Source organism: Clostridium fungisolvens, assembly GCF_014193895.1.
In the GTDB taxonomy this organism is placed as follows: domain Bacteria; phylum Bacillota; class Clostridia; order Clostridiales; family Clostridiaceae; genus Clostridium_AR; species Clostridium_AR fungisolvens.
In genome coordinates this window covers 2,641,680-2,661,603 of sequence record NZ_BLZR01000001.1, presented here as the reverse complement: position 1 = coordinate 2,661,603, position 19,924 = coordinate 2,641,680, and the positions used below count along the sequence as shown (strand labels likewise).

Annotated in this window: 24 protein-coding genes; 23 read left to right on the top strand and 1 reads right to left on the bottom strand. The window is 30.9% G+C overall.

Annotated elements, in window-relative coordinates; all coding sequences use genetic code 11:
• The first annotated feature begins 188 nt into the window (after positions 1–188).
• The 16 genes from bsdtw1_RS11520 to bsdtw1_RS11445 all read left to right on the top strand — a co-directional run bounded on the left by bsdtw1_RS11520 (position 189) and on the right by bsdtw1_RS11445 (position 12,418).
• Positions 189–890, top strand: a complete 702-nt coding sequence (locus bsdtw1_RS11520; protein ID WP_244638157.1) for a 5'-methylthioadenosine/adenosylhomocysteine nucleosidase — start codon at positions 189–191, stop codon at positions 888–890.
• Positions 891–1,017: 127 nt separating this feature from the next.
• A complete protein-coding gene (locus tag bsdtw1_RS11515; protein ID WP_183277709.1) occupies positions 1,018–1,542 on the top strand; it encodes a GNAT family N-acetyltransferase in 525 nt (174 codons plus the stop codon).
• An 88-nt stretch (positions 1,543–1,630) separates the two neighbouring features.
• On the top strand, positions 1,631–2,035 hold the full coding sequence (locus bsdtw1_RS11510; RefSeq protein WP_183277708.1) for a hypothetical protein: 405 nt from the start codon (positions 1,631–1,633) through the stop codon (positions 2,033–2,035).
• Between the two features lie 378 nt (positions 2,036–2,413).
• Positions 2,414–2,920 (top strand): HAD family hydrolase, encoded by a 507-nt coding sequence (locus tag bsdtw1_RS11505; protein ID WP_183277707.1) that lies wholly within the window; start codon positions 2,414–2,416, stop codon positions 2,918–2,920.
• A 105-nt stretch (positions 2,921–3,025) separates the two neighbouring features.
• Complete coding sequence (locus bsdtw1_RS11500; protein ID WP_183277706.1) at positions 3,026–3,931, top strand: phosphotransferase enzyme family protein; 906 nt, start codon at positions 3,026–3,028, stop codon at positions 3,929–3,931.
• 65 nt (positions 3,932–3,996) lie between these two features.
• Positions 3,997–4,776, top strand: coding sequence for a GNAT family N-acetyltransferase (locus bsdtw1_RS11495; protein ID WP_183277705.1), 780 nt, complete (start codon positions 3,997–3,999; stop codon positions 4,774–4,776).
• 182 nt (positions 4,777–4,958) lie between these two features.
• Positions 4,959–5,534 carry an HAD family hydrolase gene (locus bsdtw1_RS11490; RefSeq protein WP_244638156.1) on the top strand — a complete coding sequence of 192 codons (576 nt, stop codon included), beginning with the start codon at positions 4,959–4,961 and terminating at the stop codon, positions 5,532–5,534.
• 97 nt (positions 5,535–5,631) lie between these two features.
• Positions 5,632–6,321, top strand: a complete 690-nt coding sequence (locus tag bsdtw1_RS11485; RefSeq protein WP_183277704.1) for an HD domain-containing protein — start codon at positions 5,632–5,634, stop codon at positions 6,319–6,321.
• Positions 6,314–6,508 carry a DUF4177 domain-containing protein gene (locus tag bsdtw1_RS11480; RefSeq protein WP_183277703.1) on the top strand — a complete coding sequence of 65 codons (195 nt, stop codon included), beginning with the start codon at positions 6,314–6,316 and terminating at the stop codon, positions 6,506–6,508. The genes bsdtw1_RS11485 and bsdtw1_RS11480 overlap by 8 nt, the downstream gene beginning before the upstream one ends.
• Before the next feature lie 88 nt (positions 6,509–6,596).
• Entirely contained in the window at positions 6,597–7,481 is an 885-nt protein-coding gene (locus bsdtw1_RS11475) for a GNAT family N-acetyltransferase (RefSeq protein WP_183277702.1), read from the top strand.
• 305 nt (positions 7,482–7,786) lie between these two features.
• A complete protein-coding gene (locus tag bsdtw1_RS11470; protein WP_244638155.1) occupies positions 7,787–8,224 on the top strand; it encodes a GTP pyrophosphokinase in 438 nt (145 codons plus the stop codon).
• Positions 8,225–8,275: 51 nt separating this feature from the next.
• Positions 8,276–8,602 carry an SdpI family protein gene (locus tag bsdtw1_RS11465; protein WP_183277701.1) on the top strand — a complete coding sequence of 109 codons (327 nt, stop codon included), beginning with the start codon at positions 8,276–8,278 and terminating at the stop codon, positions 8,600–8,602.
• A 156-nt stretch (positions 8,603–8,758) separates the two neighbouring features.
• On the top strand, positions 8,759–8,965 hold the full coding sequence (locus tag bsdtw1_RS11460; protein WP_183277700.1) for a hypothetical protein: 207 nt from the start codon (positions 8,759–8,761) through the stop codon (positions 8,963–8,965).
• A 345-nt stretch (positions 8,966–9,310) separates the two neighbouring features.
• A complete protein-coding gene (locus bsdtw1_RS11455) occupies positions 9,311–10,558 on the top strand; it encodes an MFS transporter (RefSeq protein ID WP_183277699.1) in 1,248 nt (415 codons plus the stop codon).
• 90 nt (positions 10,559–10,648) lie between these two features.
• On the top strand, positions 10,649–11,524 hold the full coding sequence (locus bsdtw1_RS11450; protein ID WP_183277698.1) for an NAD-dependent epimerase/dehydratase family protein: 876 nt from the start codon (positions 10,649–10,651) through the stop codon (positions 11,522–11,524).
• 144 nt (positions 11,525–11,668) lie between these two features.
• The gene (locus bsdtw1_RS11445) at positions 11,669–12,418 is read left to right on the top strand and encodes a MerR family transcriptional regulator (RefSeq protein WP_183277697.1); all 750 of its coding nucleotides are present in this window, start codon (positions 11,669–11,671) and stop codon (positions 12,416–12,418) included.
• A 182-nt stretch (positions 12,419–12,600) separates the two neighbouring features.
• On the opposite strand, the gene bsdtw1_RS11440 is transcribed toward bsdtw1_RS11445, so the two are convergent.
• Positions 12,601–13,272 carry a hypothetical protein gene (locus bsdtw1_RS11440; RefSeq protein ID WP_183277696.1) on the bottom strand — a complete coding sequence of 224 codons (672 nt, stop codon included), beginning with the start codon at positions 13,270–13,272 and terminating at the stop codon, positions 12,601–12,603.
• A gap of 356 nt (positions 13,273–13,628) precedes the next feature.
• Here bsdtw1_RS11440 and bsdtw1_RS11435 point away from each other — a divergent pair, with 356 nt between their 5' ends.
• The 7 genes from bsdtw1_RS11435 to bsdtw1_RS11405 all read left to right on the top strand — a co-directional run bounded on the left by bsdtw1_RS11435 (position 13,629) and on the right by bsdtw1_RS11405 (position 19,584).
• Positions 13,629–14,033, top strand: coding sequence for a hypothetical protein (locus tag bsdtw1_RS11435; protein WP_183277695.1), 405 nt, complete (start codon positions 13,629–13,631; stop codon positions 14,031–14,033).
• Positions 14,026–14,289, top strand: coding sequence for a YkgJ family cysteine cluster protein (locus bsdtw1_RS11430; RefSeq protein ID WP_183277694.1), 264 nt, complete (start codon positions 14,026–14,028; stop codon positions 14,287–14,289). The genes bsdtw1_RS11435 and bsdtw1_RS11430 overlap by 8 nt, the downstream gene beginning before the upstream one ends.
• Position 14,290: 1 nt before the next feature.
• Positions 14,291–15,124 (top strand): hypothetical protein, encoded by an 834-nt coding sequence (locus bsdtw1_RS11425; protein ID WP_183277693.1) that lies wholly within the window; start codon positions 14,291–14,293, stop codon positions 15,122–15,124.
• 5 nt (positions 15,125–15,129) lie between these two features.
• A complete protein-coding gene (locus tag bsdtw1_RS11420) occupies positions 15,130–16,629 on the top strand; it encodes a hypothetical protein (protein ID WP_183277692.1) in 1,500 nt (499 codons plus the stop codon).
• A gap of 236 nt (positions 16,630–16,865) precedes the next feature.
• Positions 16,866–17,153 (top strand): hypothetical protein, encoded by a 288-nt coding sequence (locus bsdtw1_RS11415; protein WP_183277691.1) that lies wholly within the window; start codon positions 16,866–16,868, stop codon positions 17,151–17,153.
• 114 nt (positions 17,154–17,267) lie between these two features.
• On the top strand, positions 17,268–18,395 hold the full coding sequence (locus bsdtw1_RS11410) for a glycerate kinase family protein (RefSeq protein WP_183277690.1): 1,128 nt from the start codon (positions 17,268–17,270) through the stop codon (positions 18,393–18,395).
• Between the two features lie 541 nt (positions 18,396–18,936).
• Entirely contained in the window at positions 18,937–19,584 is a 648-nt protein-coding gene (locus bsdtw1_RS11405) for a hypothetical protein (protein ID WP_183277689.1), read from the top strand.
• Positions 19,585–19,924 lie beyond the last annotated feature (340 nt).

Below are 19,924 nucleotides of genomic sequence, written 5' to 3'. Positions count from 1 at the left end.
TATAGTAAAAAATAGGTACATAAGAATACCACAAGATAAAACCACATAGATTAAAATGATATAACAGATAAATACAATAGTAAAAAATATAGTATGATTTAGAACACTATAATCTCAAGTAATTAAGCCAGAATGATAAGTTATGATGAAATGATTGAAAATTATCCATAGAAAATAAGGGGATGCGAATGTTGAGAATTGGGGTAATAGGACCAAGTGAGAAAGAAATAGCGGAATTTATAAATAAAATAACAGAGAAAAAACAAATTGAACATGCCATGCTTAAATTTTATTCAGGAATTTATGGGGAAATCGAAGTCGTTTCAGTAGTTTGTGGAGTATGTAAGGTTAATGCATCAATTGCTACACAAGTATTGATAGATAAGTTCGATGTTACCCATATTATATTGATAGGGGTTGCAGGAGCATTAAGTAGTCAGCTTGAAGTGGGGGATATAGTTATTTCAAGTGAAGTTGCATACCATGATGTTGCAAGTGGAATTTTAACAGAATATCATCCTTGGATGGAAGATATATATTTTAAAGCAGATGGTAAATTAATAGAGTTGAGTATGGAGGCTGCGAGCTCTCTGGTAGCTACAAGCAAGTTTTATACAGGAAGAATAATTACAGGCGAAACATTTATAACACATAAAGAAAGAGAGTATTTAGTACAGCAATTTAATCCTTTATGCGTTGATATGGAAAGTGCTAGTGTAGCTCATACATGCTACGTTAATAGAATACCTTTTGTAGTCATTCGCTCAATGTCAGATAATGCAGATGAAAAAAGCTCAGAGCAATTTAAGATCAATGCTGAGACAGCAGCACAAAATTCTATAAAAGTAGTTGAGGGATTAATAATTAAGCTAAGTTTATCTTTAGTATAAGAATGATTTGATATAGAGTAACTAAAAAAATATATATAAATGATGAAATTAGAGATTCCTTAACCAATTAAGAAATTAATGATAGTAAGCGCTATATCTTTTATTTGAATTATAAGGAGATAGTAAAATGATTTATTATAAAAATGATGTTTTAATGATAAGATCTATGGTGAAAAGCGATATAGAGAAACTTGTTAACGGATTTATAGAGCAAGGCTGGCATAAGCCATATGAACAATTCGGTGAATATTATAGCCAACAGGAAAATAACGAAAAGTTAGTTATCATTGCTGAATTTAGTGGAGAAGTTGCAGGATATGTGACCCTACTTCCTTATGCTAAAGGTGGACCTTTTGCGCATAAAAATATACCTGAGATCGTTGATTTTAATGTACTTATTAAGTATCAAAAAAGAGGTATAGGTACTAAGATTATGGAAATTGCAGAGAATTTAGCAAAAGAGAAAAATGAATATGTTTCTCTATCAGTAGGTCTTCATAGCGGATATGGTTCTGCACAACGAATGTATGTAAAGCGAGGCTATATCCCAGATGGTACAGGGGTTTGGTATAATGGAAAGCAATTAGAGCCATATTCAGAATGTGTAAATGATGATGGTTTAACACTATATTTTATAAAATTTTTAATTTAGTGATACACAACATGATTATGTAAGCAGCAAGTTAAAGAATAGAAAATTTATTTATATAATGTTTAGAATAATAGTAGGGGGAAGATTAGTGAAAATAAATAAAATATTATTTTATGTTTTAACATTCGCCATGCTCGTTGGTGGAATCATGGGAATTGTAAAAGGGTTAGTACCAAAAATGACATGGTTCAGTTTTCGTCATTTATTAGGAATGGGTGGCACGTTTAATGGTGATAATATACCTAACTATGCTGTGGTATATGGAATTTTGATGGCGATGCTTGAAATAGTATCTTCTATATTATTGTTGACTAAAAAAAGGATTGCGATAAAGTTTTCTATAATAACAATGTCTATTAATGCCTTGGGCTGCGTTATCGCAATTTTACTTGGAGATATATTGGCTATAGGAAGCTTGCTAATTAGATTTTTTGCTATCTATATTTTAATAAAAGCCCAAGAATTTATATCGTTAAATAAGGAAAATAGCTAAATCGTAACATTCTTATAAAACCACACAATAGATGAAATTGAATATTTCTTTGAAACACCCCATTGTTCAAATCTGGATTATGGGGTGTTTTTAAGTTGTTATATAAAAATATAGGTAAACTGATTTATATTAGAATTTATCCAAATAAGGATTCGTAGAATAATCAAAATTTTATTTTGAGTTTTATGACTGAGCAGTTTATGGATATACGTATTAAATTTAAGATTGAGAATTAGGATATTTGAAAATTAAAAAACCAGTGAAAAAGATTAAAATGTCTTGTAATTATGTGGGTGCAACTGGAAAATAATGATATAATTACAAGTGGGAAATTAATAGCTGCAAATTATCACGAATTTACATATTAGGGGGACATCTATGATAAAGGGTATACTATTTGACTGGCATGGTGTGTTAGTTGAAAATGATAGCAGTAACGGTGAAAGAGTAAAAAGTATATACAATAAGCTTTTACAAAATACTGCTACAGAAGATGAGATTATAGAAATAGTTACATCATATAAAAAGTATGAACCGTTGTGGGAAGTGTTACCTGAATTAAAGAAGTACTTTAAAATGTGTGTTGTTAACAATGGGCCAAAAGCAACCTTTAAGTATTGGGATCAATATTATGGTTACTCTGAATTTATGGATTTTGTTAATTCAGAAATGGAGGGTGTAGAGAAGCCACAACCAGAAATATATAAAATTGCATGTAAAAGAATATGTGTAGAGCCAAGTGAGGTTATATATATGGATGACAGCTTTGGATTTCCAGAAGAAACTGAAAAGTTAAATATGAAATTCATACATTGGAGCACAACTAAAGACGGTTTTGCAGAGTTTAAAAAATATTTAAATGATCATACAGAAGTAAAAATATAATGAATCTCAGTAGAAGGTTGTGAACTTAAAATTAGTTGTTTTAATTTTCCATAAAATAACAATTTGAAATCAAGAGTAATATTATAGGTAAAAGAGGATGAATATATGGACATAAATCGGGTTTTAAAGCGCTGGAATCTTTCAAATGAGCCTTTTAAGCAAATTTATAGTTCTGCTTGGCAAATTGGTGATAAATATATCTTAAAAACCGGGAAAAATATTGATGAAATGCATAAAAATTTATTGATGATTAATGCTCTATCAGAGCAAAATATACCAGTGGCTACAGTGATAAAGACTATGGATGGATTAGAATATATATTCGAGGATAATGCATATTTTTTTATAAGCGAAAAAATTGATGGAGAGCATTTAACTGATATTTACCAGCAGAATTATTCTGAATTAGCATATCTAATTGGACAAGTAATTGGTACACTTCATATAGCATTTAAAGCATGTCAAGCTAAGATTTCTTGTTATGATAATAACTTTTATGATGAGATAGTTGGTTGGGTATCGAAGACCTTCGAGGATAAAAATATCACTTTAATACCTGATGATATTTTAAGGAAATGTGTTTCGGAATTAAAAGAAGTATATCCAAATTTGACTCGTCAGTTAATACATAGAGACATACATCCAGGAAATATGTTGTTTAAGAATAACATTCTAACAGGTTATATAGATTTTGATTTAAGTCAAATCAATGCACGTGTTTTTGATCTATGCTATATGTCATTGAGTTTTTTAATTGATAACACTGTTGACAGCAAGAAAACAACGAAATGGTTTGAAATATTAAATAGAATAGTTAAGGGTTACAGCTCAATAACCCCGCTAAGCTCTGACGAGATAAAAGCTATCCCAGTTATGATGGTTGCTATCGAAATGCTTTTTGTTGCATATTTTGCTAACAACAATAACATATCTGGTACTAAAGGAGCTGCAAAAACCTTGTTATGGCTATGGGACAATAAAGAAAAAATCAGCTTTCAAGTGAAATTATAATGAGTCTACTATAACTTAATTGCATAAGTAAAATTGATGCAAAATATTTAGAAAGGAAATACTGTATGAATAATAAAGATATATGGAAGATTGCTATGGAACAATCGGCAATAGATTTAAACTGCAAAGTTACTGATTTCATGAATAAAGGAAGCACTGTTGTAACATCAAAACTAAATGAAGGAAGAAAAAAGTGTTACACAAAACCAATGTTTTGCGGATTAGCTTATTATGGGGAAGGGTTAGTTGCCTCAGTGGACGAAAGAATAAAAGAGTTTATGGAAGGTTTTGTTAGTAGACATTCAGAATATAGATGCTTTGATACACCACAGTTAATTGTATTAAATAGAGAGTTTGAAAAATACGGCAAATGTGTATGTTTTATCGCAGAGTTCTTTCTCCCTGATTTAGAAAAGCAAGTATTAATTAATGAAAATATTGAGGTGAAAATATTTTCTGAAGATGAAGTTCTAGCATTGTATGAAGATGATAGATTTCATATGGCATTAGGCTATAATTCTGATAGTGATAAAAAAGACGTGTTAGCAGTAGTGGGATATGTAAATGGAAAGATAGCTGGTGTGGCAGGTGCAAGCAATGACTGTAATAAAATGTGGCAGATAGGTATTGATGTATTACCAGAATATAGACGAATGGGTGTTGCATCAACACTTACAAAGATTTTGACGGATGAAATTATTAAACTAGGTAAGGTACCATTTTATTGTACTGCATGGTCTAACATTGCATCAAAAGGTAATGCTGTTAAGTGTGGATATAAAACTGCATGGGTAGAAATGACTGCAATTGATATAGAAGATGCTATGAAAATGATTGGTGAGTAAAGTATATCTATAATTACAATCGTTTGATTTAAAATGTAATCGGTATGACTAAGTTGCAACATATTTGCAATATGTTAAGAATGTCAGATTATTAAATTAGGATAAGGAGTATAGGAATGGAGCGGTTTAAACTCATTTGTTTTGATCTAGATGATACTTTAATTAGAGAAATTCATTAAGTTATGTTACCGTGCATTTTGAATGGTAGAGAAAGAGAGCACTCTTTTATCCAAGAACAAGAGGAAAAGGGGCTACTTGACTACAAAGCAGCAGATTATCTTAGGGCAGAACTACTTTTAGGTCTTGAAGAGTATAAAATTTCTCAGTCTTTTTTGGAGAGAACGAAACCATTGAAAAATATAAAAAAAGTAGTTGAAATAATACATGAAAAAAATATTAAGTGCATTGTGGTTACTGTAGGACCAAAACAAGTAGCAAAAGCTGCATGTGATATTTGGGGCTTTGATTCTTATTATGGTAGTAATTATGAAGTGATTGAAGGCGTATTTACAGGAAAGATTCTTGATTATATTGGAGCAGAACAAAAAATACAGTGTTTACAACATTTTTGTGAAAATAACAATATAAAACCTGAGGAATGCATTGCTGTTGGTGATGGTTCAACAGATATACCTATTTTTAAATACTGCGGAAAATCTATAGCAATAAATGCTTCTGAAGAAGTAAAGCTGAGTGCAAGACATGCAGTTGATACTGATAATTTGACTGATATACTAAAATTCATATTATGTGATTAAGGGTGCATATTAATCAGAAGAATATTAAAAAAACTACTATGAAATATGATAAGATGATTTGGAAAATACAAGTATTTTGTAACTAGTGGAGGAATATATGGATATTGAAATGAACCATAAAAAGATTTTAGAAATTGTTAAGGAAAGATTAACCTGCTCAGCCCATAATTTAGATCATGTACTTAGGGTTTATAATCTTTGCTTATTGATTGCAAAGAATGAGCAAAATGTAGATTTAGAAATTCTCATCCCAGCAGCATTATTGCACGATATTGCAAGAGTGGAAGAAAGCCAAGATAACACTGGACAAATTGATCATGCTGTCTTAGGCTGTTACATTGCCGAAGATATATTAAAACAATTAGGATATGAAGAAGAAAAGATTGATAAGATAAAACATTGCATCAGTGCTCATAGATTTAGGACAGGAAATGAACCTAAAACAATAGAGGCAAAAATACTTTTCGACTCAGACAAACTTGATATTATAGGAGCAACTGGCATTGCTCGTTCCTTTATGTTAGCAGGACAATTTGGACAGAGATTAACAACAAACACAGATCTAAACCATTATCTGAAATCAAATACCGTTGAAAATGGAAGAATAAAAGAAGTATCAAAACACACACCTTTTATCGAATATGAAATAAAATTCAAGAAAATCCCTAATAAATTATATACAAAAACTGCAAAAGAAATCGGTGAAAAAAGACTGGAATTTATGGATGAATATTTTAAAACACTAAGATCAGAAATTGACGGTGTAAATGAGGTGTTAGATGTATAAATATGAATTTGTAAGGATAGAGTTGAAAAAATTCTCACTAAAGGAATTAAAACCAAAGCAGGATCATCATGCCATAATTGAGCAATACGCAAAAGCAGGATGGAGGTTAGTGCAAATTTTAACTCCTCCAACAGGTATATACGGCTCTGCAACACATTATGAGTTGATTTTTGAGAAGGAAGTGTAATGATTACATTAATTGTATTATAAGATGTCTTGCATGATTAATGCAAAATTATTAGAAACGAATTAATTAATATAAAGGAGCTAAGCTTTTGGAAAATTTAAATGAATATAGAATTTATAAGGCCAACTCAGAACAATGGGCTAAATATCATGCTATTTATAGATTGAGTAACTTTAATGAATGGATGTCATTAAGCTTTCAAAGTGATATTGATCGGTATAAAAACTTAGATATTTGTTACTGGATAGAAAAAGAAGGTAAAAGGATAGGTGGGGCACTTATTAAAACCAATATTCTTAAATGTATATTTGTTATACCTCCATTTGATGATATTAGCAAATTAATTGAGGTATTAACTTTACATGTTAATACAATATCTGATGAAACTGAGGAAATTATAATTCCAGATGCTGATTTAAGAGTAATAGACTCTTATATTAATGCGGGTTTTCAATTGAATAGAATTGATAAACTTATGGTGTGTGCTACTGATGAATTTAATGTGATTTGGGAAGATCGATATAAGATAGTAGCCCCTGAAATTGAGCATGTTGAAGCTATGGCGAAACTATATTTTGATTCTTATGGTAATAATAAGTTTCAGTATATATCATCTCAATCATATGATTTTCAACTTTTAAATGTTCAATCGTATTTTAATCATATTAAAGCAATGAATATTACTAATGATTGGTCTACATTGATTTTTGATACAATTTCAAACCAATTTGTTGGAGCATGTATGGTTGGATATGTTAATGGATTACCATATATACTTGATTTTGTAGTACATCCAGAATTTCAACGCAAAGGGATAGGAGCAAAGATGCTACAAAGAACATTGAACTTATTATCCCAAAAATATTCTGCAATAAGGTTAAATGTTACTGTAGGTAATAATGCAGAAGTTTTTTATGATAAATTAGGATTTGTTAGCTTAGCAGAAAAAGGTTATATGACAAAGAAAGTTTAAGCTTAACATACATTGAAATATTGGGCAAAAGATTAATGTATAATTTTTATGTCTATTATATTAATATAAGTCTAGTTAAGTAGGGCTATCTCTAAACTTAACACTATTTTTAAGACTGTACTAAGTTCTGACCATAGTCTTTAAAAATACAAGTTTAGATATAGAATTATCAATCTATAAAGGGTACCTATGTTGGAAATTAATTTATACGTGTTTGAAAATCATACACCTATAACTTTTAGCATGTACGAATTAAAAATTAAGCTAGTAACCCAGTAGCAGTGATTATAAAAACTAAGAAAAAGGTGATTAAAATTAGTTATTTAGAAAAAGCAATATGCCTAGCAGTAGATAAGCATAAAGGTCAAACCGATAAGGGTGGGATGCCATACATATTACATCCAATATATGTGATGAGTAAGATGGAAAATGAAATAGAAAAAATAGTGGCAATTTTACATGATGTAGTTGAAGATACAGATACAACTTTTGAGGATCTTAGAAATATGGGATTTTCAGACGAGATTGTAAATGTCTTAGATTGTTTAACTAGAAGAGAATCTGAAGACTATTTTGATTATATTGATAGAATTAAAACAAAACCTTTAGCAATCAAGGTGAAATTAGCGGATCTTGAGCATAATATGGACTTTAGAAGAATTAAGGATATAACTGATGAAGATATAATTAAGCGTACAAGAAAATATAAGCAAGCATGGGATGAACTAAAAAGCAGCACATAATATTGAAGTTTTATGTATTAAAAAGATTTGTGGGAGGCAGGAGTAATTTTTATGAACTATATATTAATGTGTGGGGTAATATTAATCTTTTTTCTAATATTAAGATTTGTAAAACAAAAGCAAATTACTGGATTTGGATATAAATCGAAGCTTTCAATGCAGAATTTGACTACTTGGAATGAAGGAAATAGATATGTTTCTAATTTTATTATTGTTGGAAGTTTACTATCAATTCTTTTAGGTTTCATTATAAATTATAGTAATGCAAGCAATGTATCGATTGCTTTTTATATTAATATTGCTGTTCTGTTAATAGCTAGCCTATTTACAGAACTTCATTTAAGAAAGCTATTTAATAAGAATGGAAGCCCCAAATAATATATTGAACAAGCTCTATAGAGTAAGATATGGAAGGTAGCAGTAGGATTGTTTAGTTGAGGAACATGATACTACTCGTTGTGGTGGTATCTTCTTATGTGAGATTCCTAATTATGAGTGAGTCAATGAAGTAATTATAATGAAAGGAGATTTATTATGGAAGAATTAAAAAGCATTTTAGAAAAATTCGTAGAATCAGGATGGGACTTAATTGCTATTCCTTCAAAAGCATATCTTGATGGAAATGGAGATAAAATAGACTTAATCAAAGCAGTAGAACAAGCAGACAAAGAATGTGGAAGTTGCGGTTGCGAATTTGACCCTTTGTATAAGAAATGTATTGAATTAAAAGCGTTATTGTAATAAATGTATCATGATTATAGTACTTGATTAACAGTATTTATTGTGTAAAAGAAAAGTTGATGAAGGTACTAATTGAGGTATAATAAAACTTCAATTAGTACTTTTCTTAATATTAAGCTATAACTGTGAGTATAACTTTAACTTCAAGTTAAGGAGCTAAATTAAGTTTCCGTAAATGCAAGGACTTATCTGAAATTTTGAATTATCAATTCAAAAAATTCAATTTTACAAATTTATATATGTACATTATACTCTTAAACATAGATTTAATTTTGATACTGTGATCGGCGATTATTAAAAACGTTGTAATATTTGAAGCATTTCAGACTGCTCAGTGGAGGTAATATGAAATATAAAAATAATATTCATTATGCTTGGGTTATTCTTTTTCTATCTTTTTTGGGACTATTAGCAGCACAAGGTGTAAGACTTTCTTTTGGAGCATTCATACAGCCCTTTGAGAAGAGCTTTTCTTTAGATCGTGGTACCATATCATTGATTTCTACCTTAAGCTTTGTGATTTACGGTATCTCTCAACCTATATTTGGTAAAATAATTGATAAATTCGGTGTTCGCAAAGTTATGTCTTTCAGTGCTTTTTTTATAGGAATTAATATCTTATTAATACACTTTGCAACTGAAGCTTGGCAAGTATTTATACTATATGGTATTTTGGCATCCATTGGATTTGGAGGGTTATCCAACGTAGCCACAACAGTCATAATATCAGATTGGTTTAATGCGAAAAGGGGACTGGCATTCGGCATTATGGAAGCTGGTGGAGGAGCAGGACAGATGCTTATAGTTCCTGCTAGTCTAGCTTTGATTAATAATTCTGGTTGGAGAAATACTGTAGTTTATACAGGGGGATTTCTTATACTCATTGTATTTCCTATATTACTTAAGTTTTTAAAAGATCATCCTTCAGAAAAAGGGCTTAAGGCAATAGGAGAAGCTGAGAATGATATAGAAATAAAAGATGATGAAGTAACAAATGAAACTAAGGTATCTTTTTGGGAGGTAGCAAAATATAGACAGTTCTGGTTTTTGCTTTTCCAGTTTTTCGTTTGTGGCATAACCACAACAGGCTTGATGGATACTCATCTTATTCCATTGTCTCATGATTGTGGATTTTCAAATGAGGTAACTGGCGCAGCAGTTAGTCTTTTGGCAGGATTTAATATTTTAGGTATTTTATTATCTGGGATACTTGCAGATAAATTAGATAATAGGATTATGCTTGGTGTGTTATATGCTGTACGTGCTTTATCGCTGATAATTTTAATACATAGTCATAAACCATTTATGCTATTAGTTTTTGCGGTAGTGTTTGGATTAGTGGATTTTGCTACGGTAGCACCTACTCAATTGCTTGCAACAAGATACTTTAAAAATTATTCTATAGGCCTTATATTAGGATGGGTATTTCTCAGTCATCAAATTGGCTCGGCCTTAGGGGCTTATGTTCCAGGGCTTTTATATGATGTATCTGGAGGATATGAGGTTTCAATTTATGCAGCTATAGTTTTCTGTATATTGGCATCCATTGTATGTTTTCTTCTTCCAAAACCTATGAAACTAAAAAATGCTTAGAAGCTTTGTAATATAAGATTGGCAAAATGGATGTTTATTTCTTGGTTAAATCTCAATGATAAAAAGATCATATAATTGGGGGAGTAAAGTATGAAAGTATTAGTATTAGGCGGTACTCGCTTTTTTGGTAAACATTTAGTTAATTCATTATTAAGTAAAGGCCATGAAGTGACAATTGCTACTAGAGGTAAAGCAAAAGATGATTTTGGGGATAAAGTTGAGAGAATAATTATTGAACGAACTAACCCAAATAGTTTAAGAGAAACTATTGGTAAACACTATTATGATGTTGTTTGTGATAATATTGCATATTGTTCAAATGATGTGAAGGCATTGCTGGATTCGCTGAAATGTGGAAGGTATGTAATGACGTCTTCTGCTTCGGTTTATGAAAATCAGCATCTATCAACATTGGAAGATGAGTTTGAACCTGATTCACATAATCTTAAATGGTGTTCAAGGGAAGAGTATCCATACGCTGAAGTAAAACGTCAAGCAGAAAGTGCGTTGTTTCAAGAATATCCTAAGTTTCAATCTGTGGCTGTTCGACTTCCATATGTAATTGGAGAAGACGATTATACTGAGAGACTTTATTTTTATGTTGAACAAATTATCAAAGGAAATCCAATGAATTTAGATAATCTAAATGAGCAGATTGGATTTATAAATTCAGCGGAAGCAGGAGAGTTTTTAACATGGATAGCAGAGCAAAAGTTTGTTGGCCCTATTAATGGTAATAGTATTGGTACAATTTCTTTGAAGCAAATAATTGATTATGTAGAACATAAAACAAAAATAAAAGCAATATATTCATCTTATGGATTAGAAGGCTCATATAATGGACAAGAATCATTTAGTCTTGACGTGAGTCGTGCAAGCAATTTAGGGTATTGCTTTACTGAACTGAATTCATGGATATATGAATTGTTAGATAAATATATAAATATGTCTAGTTCCACACTTTAGTACATTTAATTAAAAGAATATTTAAAATTGGAGTAGTACATCTTTGTATAAAATATATTTATGAAAATATATGATAAAATAGATTTAAAACTATTGACTCTGACCTTAGAGGAGACCTTAAGATTATTAACGAGGGGAGTAATTATGCTATATACAGTAAAAGAAGTTGCAGAATTAACTGGAGTAACTATAAAAGCGCTCCACCATTATCACAAAATAGGATTACTACAGCCCTGCGAGATAACTGATGCCGGCTATCGTCTCTATGGGACAAAAGAACTTGAAGTTTTGCAACAGATATTATTTTATCGTGAGCTAGATTTCTCTCTCGAAGATATCAAAAAGGCATTGGAGGATGAACCAAGTCGTTTAAACTGTTTAACTAAACAACAGGAACTGCTACTTGCGCGCAAGCAGAGACTTGAGTGTTTGTTAAAGACTATAAATGAATCAATCGTCCTCAGTAAGGAAGGAGAAATTATGAATACAACGGATATGTTTAAGGGATTTAACAAAGATCAATGGAAGGATGCACTTTCTGAACAGAGCGAATATATTAAAGATAAATATGGCTATGATTTACCAGAGGTACAGGAAGCTGATGTACCTCAGATGAATGAACAAGCCATGGAAGCACAGCAGTTCATTGTAAGCATGAGTGATGCACTTAAAAGTGGATTAAAGGTCAATGATGAAAAGGTGATACAATTATTGAATAATCATATCTTGTTTTTAAATAATCATGGTCACAATATTGATTCAAAGGCACTTGCAGCACAGACAAAATTCTTTTTAGAAGACGATTTTCATAGAAATATGCTTGAAGGTCAGCAGGTAGGATTATCTTATTACCTATGTATAGCAACCGATATGTATGCAAATTCAAAGCAATAAATGATTTCAGTTGAATTGCAAAAGAATATTTAAGTTTTTATGATATTCAAACAAAGAAAACTAAATATTGTTGGTACTGCAATATAATGAATAGAAATCCTAAATGATACGAAAGTCATGGGTAAATAGAGAAAGCTTATATTCCCCATGGCTTTCTTTCTATTGTATTAACAAGCGACTATTTACAAATCTATAATCTCGTAATAACCATTGTTTTTCACAATAATATCTATAATGATTTTTTTCAATGCAGGAAGATCATTCTCTTCATAGTGTAGGTTTAAAACATATTCAGTATTTATGAAAAATTCATCCCAATCCTTTTTTTGCTCATATTTCTTTAAAGTTTTCGGAATAGATAGTTTCTTTTGTTTAACACAACACCATAACCCCATATAGGATAGGGCTTCTTTAACTTTCAATAGCTCATAAGGATATTTAAAGCTTGTTGCTATCCAAAAATGCTGAACATTCCTTTTAGTTTCTTGCGATATGGTGTCTACTAATATATTAAACTTATGAATAATTTTCGGATTAACAACTTTAACATGGTCCTTTTTCGTTATATCGAAATGATTATAAACACCGAATATTTTTAAAATCTTTATTGAGGCAAGTGGACCAGATCCTTCATACCAACTACATGCATTACCTAGCCATACCTCATTATCCCTATCATCTTTTAATATTAGAGTGTAAATTTTATTTTCTTCAGCTGACTTGTATGGAGAATCTTTTTCATATCTAAATATTTCAAATTCTTTTAAATTGCCAAGCAGAGGTAATATGTTTTTAATATATTGCACTGATAAATTTGAATCTTCACTATAAAATTTTAAAGTTTTATTGTACATAAATATCTCCTAAAACTATTATTTGTATGTTCTACACTTTATCAATATTCCTAAATGTTGTTTGAGGTGTTAAAAATATCAATTAATTAAATTTAAGTGATAATAAATTAAGGAAAATTAACTTAAATGATTTACTCGTAAATGATGATTAGTATAAAAAATCAACGTGAATTTAAGTTGTCTGCTAAAATTTAAATAATTCATAAATCTTAATCTTGTGAAATTTATTTTATATAGTTTGAAACTTTTATATAGCGAAAAATGGCTAGTTTTGTAGAAAATATAGAAAGTTGTACAGAATTATGTATAATCAGAATTGATAAAAAGAATTCAAACGAAGAACGGGGGATAAACACATGTTTTTAAGCGAATTAATAATAAAGGAAAAAGAAGCTTTCATGGTTGTGGCAAAAGAGATTATTGAATCTGATGATAAAATTGAAAAATCTGAAGAGGATTTATTAAACAGCTATAAAATTGAAATGAATTTAATTGAAGATGATATTAGAGATTTAAAAATTGAAGTAAATGAAGCAAAACATACTTTAGCTGGAATGACTACAGACAAGAAACGTAAGGTATACATGGAATTATATGCATTGGCCTTCTGTGATGGGGATTATGACAAAAAAGAGAAGGAAATCATGGATGAAATTAAGGCTAAATTTGAGATTAGTGATGATACTCAAAAGGAATTAGAGACATGTGTAAATGAATTAAATTTAGTTTATAAAAAAATTAGCGCAGTTGTAAATGAGTAATGAAAAGTTTCCTTGCGATAAATGTGGATTGTGTTGTAGAAACTTAGATAAGTCTCCTGTATATGAAGATCTGCATGATGGATCAGGCATCTGTAACCACTTAGATACAGAAACTAATCTATGTACCATATATGATAGGAGACCTGGAAAATGCAACATCATAGCATCGTATAAGCATTTCGAAGATACACTAAAATTTGATGAATATATAGAACTAAATATAAATGCATGTAAAAAGCTAAAGGAGGATTATTAGAATGCCATTACCTTTTATAATAGCAGGACTTGCAGTAGCTGCTACAGGAATAGTTGGACACGCAGCACAGGAAGTAGCAAATGATTATGAAGCTGAATTAAACAGCATAAATCGTTCAATGGAAAAAATGAAGGAAGAGACAAATGTTAGGATAATACGTTCAAAAGATAACTTTGAATCAAGAATAAATACATTATCTGTTCAGAGACAAAGAATATATAATACAACTTTAACTAAGTTTTCAGAAGTTTTTTCGCAGTTAAAGAATGTAGAGTTTGAAAAAGATACCACAGTTCAAACAGACATTACAAAATTTAGGCAAAATATATTAGAGTTTAACGATAATTCTTCTTATAAAAGTGAGCTTTGGAGTAAAACATCCACATCTGTTGTAACATCGTTACTATTTGGAGTAGCGGGTGGTGGAATCATGTTTGCAGGTGGATTTATTAAAAGTATGAAGCTTTCATATAAGATAGATGAAGCAAAAGCTGAGCGCTCTAAACTAAGAGCTGCCTGCGAAACTGCTGAAAAGAAGTGCTTACAAATAGACAGTCTTACTCAGTATTGTAAAACAGCGTATGATACTATCTCTTCATTAAAAATGCTTACTGATTTATCAGTCAAACAGGTTACAAAGATCATCGATGAAGCAGGTACTGATTATAAAACTTATTCTTTAGAACAAAGACAGAAGATTCGTATGGGCTGTAACTTTGCAATGGCATTAAATGATATTGCAAATACCGAAATATTTGATAATCAAGGCAATATTAACCCACAATTTAAAAAGTACATAGATGGAGTACAGGAATTAAAACAACAAGGAGCGTAATATCCATGGAGGAGAATGAGAGAGAAAAAGAAGAAGGTGCCGAAAGAGTCATAATCGGTAAAAAGGTTGGTGAAACAACTCCTAAAGCTGAAATAAAAGGTGATTATAATAAAAATGTAAGAAGTAAAATAGATAATGTAAATAAAAGAAATAAGTATAAGGATCAAACCTTCGATGGAAAGAAAACCACAGATGATGTTTACACAGGAGCTAAGCTTCATTCTGATAAAAGTGCCGCAAAAGCTAAATACGGTGACAAAAACTATACGAAGCATATTGCAGATGTAGATCATACTGTTCCTCTTGAAACAGTGTATAAAAAAGCACAGTACAATCCGTTTCTGTCAGTTGATGATATTAAAGAAGCTGCAAATATAAAGCAGAATTATAAGGTTATCAATGCTAAAACTAATCGTGGCAAAGGATCAAAAAGTAATAGTCAATATGCTAAAGATAACAAAGGGAATATTTCTAAAACTCAAAAAAGTAAAATGAAAACTGAAGAGATTAAAGCTAATATTGCAGTAAACACTGTTCTTACAGGAAAGACTATTAAAAATGTAGCTAAAGTTGGTGGAAAAGCTGCTGTGGATGGAGCAAAATTTGAAGCAGCAATTTCTTCAGTAAGAAATATAAAGAAGGTAGCCTCAGGAGAATCGGATATAAAAGAAGCTGTTATAGAAGTTGGAATGGATTCAGTCAAGGCTGGAGCTAGATCTTTTGGTACTGGTGTGGCAACAAGGATTGTAGAGAGTACCGCAACTCAAGTTGCTCAGAAAACTACTAACAAATTATTAGCAGAGGGCCTTAAAAAGTTTACTGCATCAGGAGGACCAGGAAAAGCCATTGTTGTTATAACTGAAGCTGGAAGCTCTTTAAAAAGTTATTTAGACGGAGATATAAACGAAACAGAATTAGTAATTGAGCTAGGAGAAAAAGGGACAGGTCTTGCAGCATCTTTTGTATTGGGCGCTCAAGGGGCTCTTGGTGGAGCGGCGGCTGGTGCTTTAATTGGTGGTATATTAGGTTCAATTATACCTGGAGCAGGTACAGTTGCAGGAGCTGCAATAGGTGGCAAAGTTGGTGCACTAACAGGTGAAATAGTTGGAAATATGGTGGGCTACATGTTAGGAACTGAGCTTTATAATGTTGTGAAGAATTATATAGCTTCTCATTCCTTTGATCCAGAGAAAGCAAGAAGAATGGATGCATTATATTCTAAATTAGCAGATGAAATCCATGAATCACGCTTAGCTCTTGAACAAAATCTAAAACAAGTACATCTTCAGCAGCAGCAGCAAATAATGAACGGATTTACCAATATGCACACAGCAATACTTGAAAACAATTACGATGCTGTAAATAACTCATTAGCTGAAATATGTAAATGCTTTGAAGTGCAATTAGCATTTGAAACACAGGATGAATTTGATGATTTTATGTTAGACGATTCAAAGAGCTTAAGATTAGGTAAGCGTACTGGAGTATTGATAACTAATAAGTAAGTGAATTTACTATTGCACTGAATACTATGATATGTATATCCATCAGTAAAAATAATAACAGCCAATTAGGGTAGCAGTTTTCTACTCTAATTGGCTTATTTAACGTTTTTGTTTATGATGGAACCAGTACAGATAATTTCTAAGAGATTTTATATAAAAAACTTGTAAAGGAAAAATTTACAATTTATAATATGGAAGAGCATAATATTAAAGTTATAAAGAAGTGAGGGAATATTGTGAGTACTGTAATAATATTTTCATTTTCGTATATTATTTCATGCTGCATACTTGTTTTTTTGGGATCTAAATTGAACTGGAAAAAATGGTTTAGCAAAAACAATACAAGAAAGGTCATTGCCTTTATAATATCCTTTGTAATATATATGGTTGGTTGTATAATCATAGACAGAGTTAATATTACTGGTAACTTTAACACTGTTTTGAGGGGAATATTACTTTCAACTATTATAATTCCGATAACTTTTGGGATGTCCAACGTATCAAAAGACAAAAAGGTAAATTAGTAACGTTCATAAAAAAACGAAGTAATATAATTAGATATTAAAGTTGTTAAAAAAGATAAACAATAAGTTTAAACTGTATACTTAAATTTAATAAACAGCAATTGGAGGCAATTTATGAAAGTTGTAGTAGCTATAGATTCTATGAAGGGAAGTCTTTCTTCAATGGAAGCAGGAAACGCTATAAAGGAAGGCATTTTGAGAGTAAAACCAGATGCTGAGATTGTAGTAAAACCACTGGCAGATGGAGGAGAGGGAACTACTGATGCACTACTGGAAGGCCTCGGAGGAGAAAAAGTTAGTGTTACAGTCACTGGCCCTATGGGCAAGTCTATAGAAACCTATTATGGTTATCTTCCTGAAAAGAAGGTTGCAATAATGGAAATGGCTTCAGCGGCAGGTATAACCTTAGTTAATGACTCAGAGAAAAATCCCATGGTTGCAACAACTCTTGGATTAGGAGAAATGATAAAACATGCAATTTTAAAAGGATCACGACATTTTATTATTGGAATTGGAGGTAGTGCAACCAATGATGGTGGGATTGGTATGCTTATGGCTTTAGGTTATGAGTTCTTAGATGAGAATGGTCAAAAGGTTAGAGAAGGGGCACAGGACTTAGATAAAATAGCACGTATTTCAGATGAAAACATAATGAACCAACTAAAAGAGTGTAAGTTTCAGGTAGCCTGCGATGTTAATAATCCTTTATGTGGGCCTAAAGGTGCTACCTTTGTGTTTGGTCCTCAAAAAGGCGTAACTGAGCAGATGAAAAAACATTTAGATGAAGCTATGAGAAATTATGCAAAGGTTTCAGAAGAATTCACAGGAAAGAAATGCTCTGAAGTAAAGGGAGCAGGGGCTGCAGGAGGACTTGGGTTCGGGTTTTTAGAATTTTTAAATGCAGATTTAACCCCTGGCATTGAGCTTATACTAAAGACCATTGAACTTGAAAAAGAGATAATTGATGCTGATTATGTAATAACTGGAGAAGGTCGGTTGGATTTTCAAACTGCTATGGGGAAAGTTCCTGTAGGACTTGCAAAACTCGCAAAGAAATATAATAAAAAGGTTATAGCTTTTGCGGGAAGTGTTACTAAAGAAGCCAAGGAATGTAATAATGCAGGAATTGATGCGTTCTTTCCAATTGTAAGAGGAGTTACAACTTTAGAGGAAGCAATGAACCTTGAAACTGCGAAGGAAAATATGATGGATGCTGTAGAGCAGGTATTTAGATTGCTTTGATAAAGATGAAACACTTCAATACGTAAATTATTTTCAAAATTCCTCTGGGTTCTAAGAGGAGGATTTGAAAATATAAATTTAATTATGAAGTGGTTCATCTAAAGATGTGCAAGAGAGGATAATTTTTTTTACAACAATGGATATTAAAACTTAAAGGTTTACAAGCTATAATTTAATTCGAAGAATAGCTAAAATATTTGCTAATGCCCACGAAGAAAAATCAGACTTAAAAATTTAAGTCTGGTTTTTTTGTTTAAGATTTGATTTTCTTAATTTATATCAATTTTTAATCTTTAATATAATAAACTTCTATAGTTTCACAAATTGACATAAGGTCCACAGTGGAGCTTAAACTTATGGTTTCGTCATTCTGCAATTTTATTGTTATAAACCTTTGGAATGAAGGAAATATGCAATTAATAAGGTAAAGCTAACAACATAAATAATGTCTTGACAGATACCATTATTTATGGAATAGTAAAAATATTGTAGAATAAACAAATATTTAGTAGAAGTTAGTCATGTAAGAGGGGGATACTTTATGCAACGTAACACTGTTTTTTATGATGAAGTAAAAAATGAGTTAAAGACAGGGGACCTTATTCTTTTTCACGGATTGCTTTTAAGTAGTCAACTAAATGAAGTAATTACTAGAAGTCGCTGGTCTCATGTGGGAATGGTAGTAAGACCGGAGGATATAGGAATAACTAGAAGCGACAGACTACTACTTTGGGAATCAAACATATTATTAAATCTACCAGATGTTGAACTAAAGGAGTCAAAGGTTGGACCAATGCTTGTTGATTTGGAGAAGAGACTTATAACTGATGTTGAAGATAAGAAAGATAATAGATTTCAAATTCGTTACAATGGTTGTGAAATAACTGAAGATATGTTGGAAAAGCTCAAGACATTTGTTGGAAAAGTACATATGGATACTTTTCCCGAATCAGAATTTAACTTAAGTAAAGAATTTTTTGAAGCCAGAGTTCTTCACAAGGAGATTATAAACGACAGTTATTTTTGCAGCGAATTAATTGCAGACACTTTTATACATATGGGACTTTTAACAAGAAGATATGCACCTAATAGTTACGCACCAAAGGATTTTTCAAGTGATAATGTTTTACCTTTTATTAAAAAAGGACAACTTATTGATGGTCCGTTAATTGATGTAGTAGGACAATAATTCATATAAAAAACTCTACGTAATAGATTATAAAATAATTTATTATGTAGAGTTTTTTAAAATTTCATTTAGAATAAATGAATGTCTATATATTGGCGTTGTAAAAAATGTATAGGAACTGTCCATTAAGACAAAGCATTACAAAGCATAACGAAGAAGATTTTGTATTTGATAGAAAAATATAAAAATGTATAGATTTAACGTTACGAAAAGTATAAAAAAAACATAATATTATCCAGAATATGTAATTGAACTTATCTTTTTTTTAATAAAAAGTTTACTTTGCATATTATATAAATAAATACTTTTTCAAAGTATATACATTAATGGTTAAAAATTG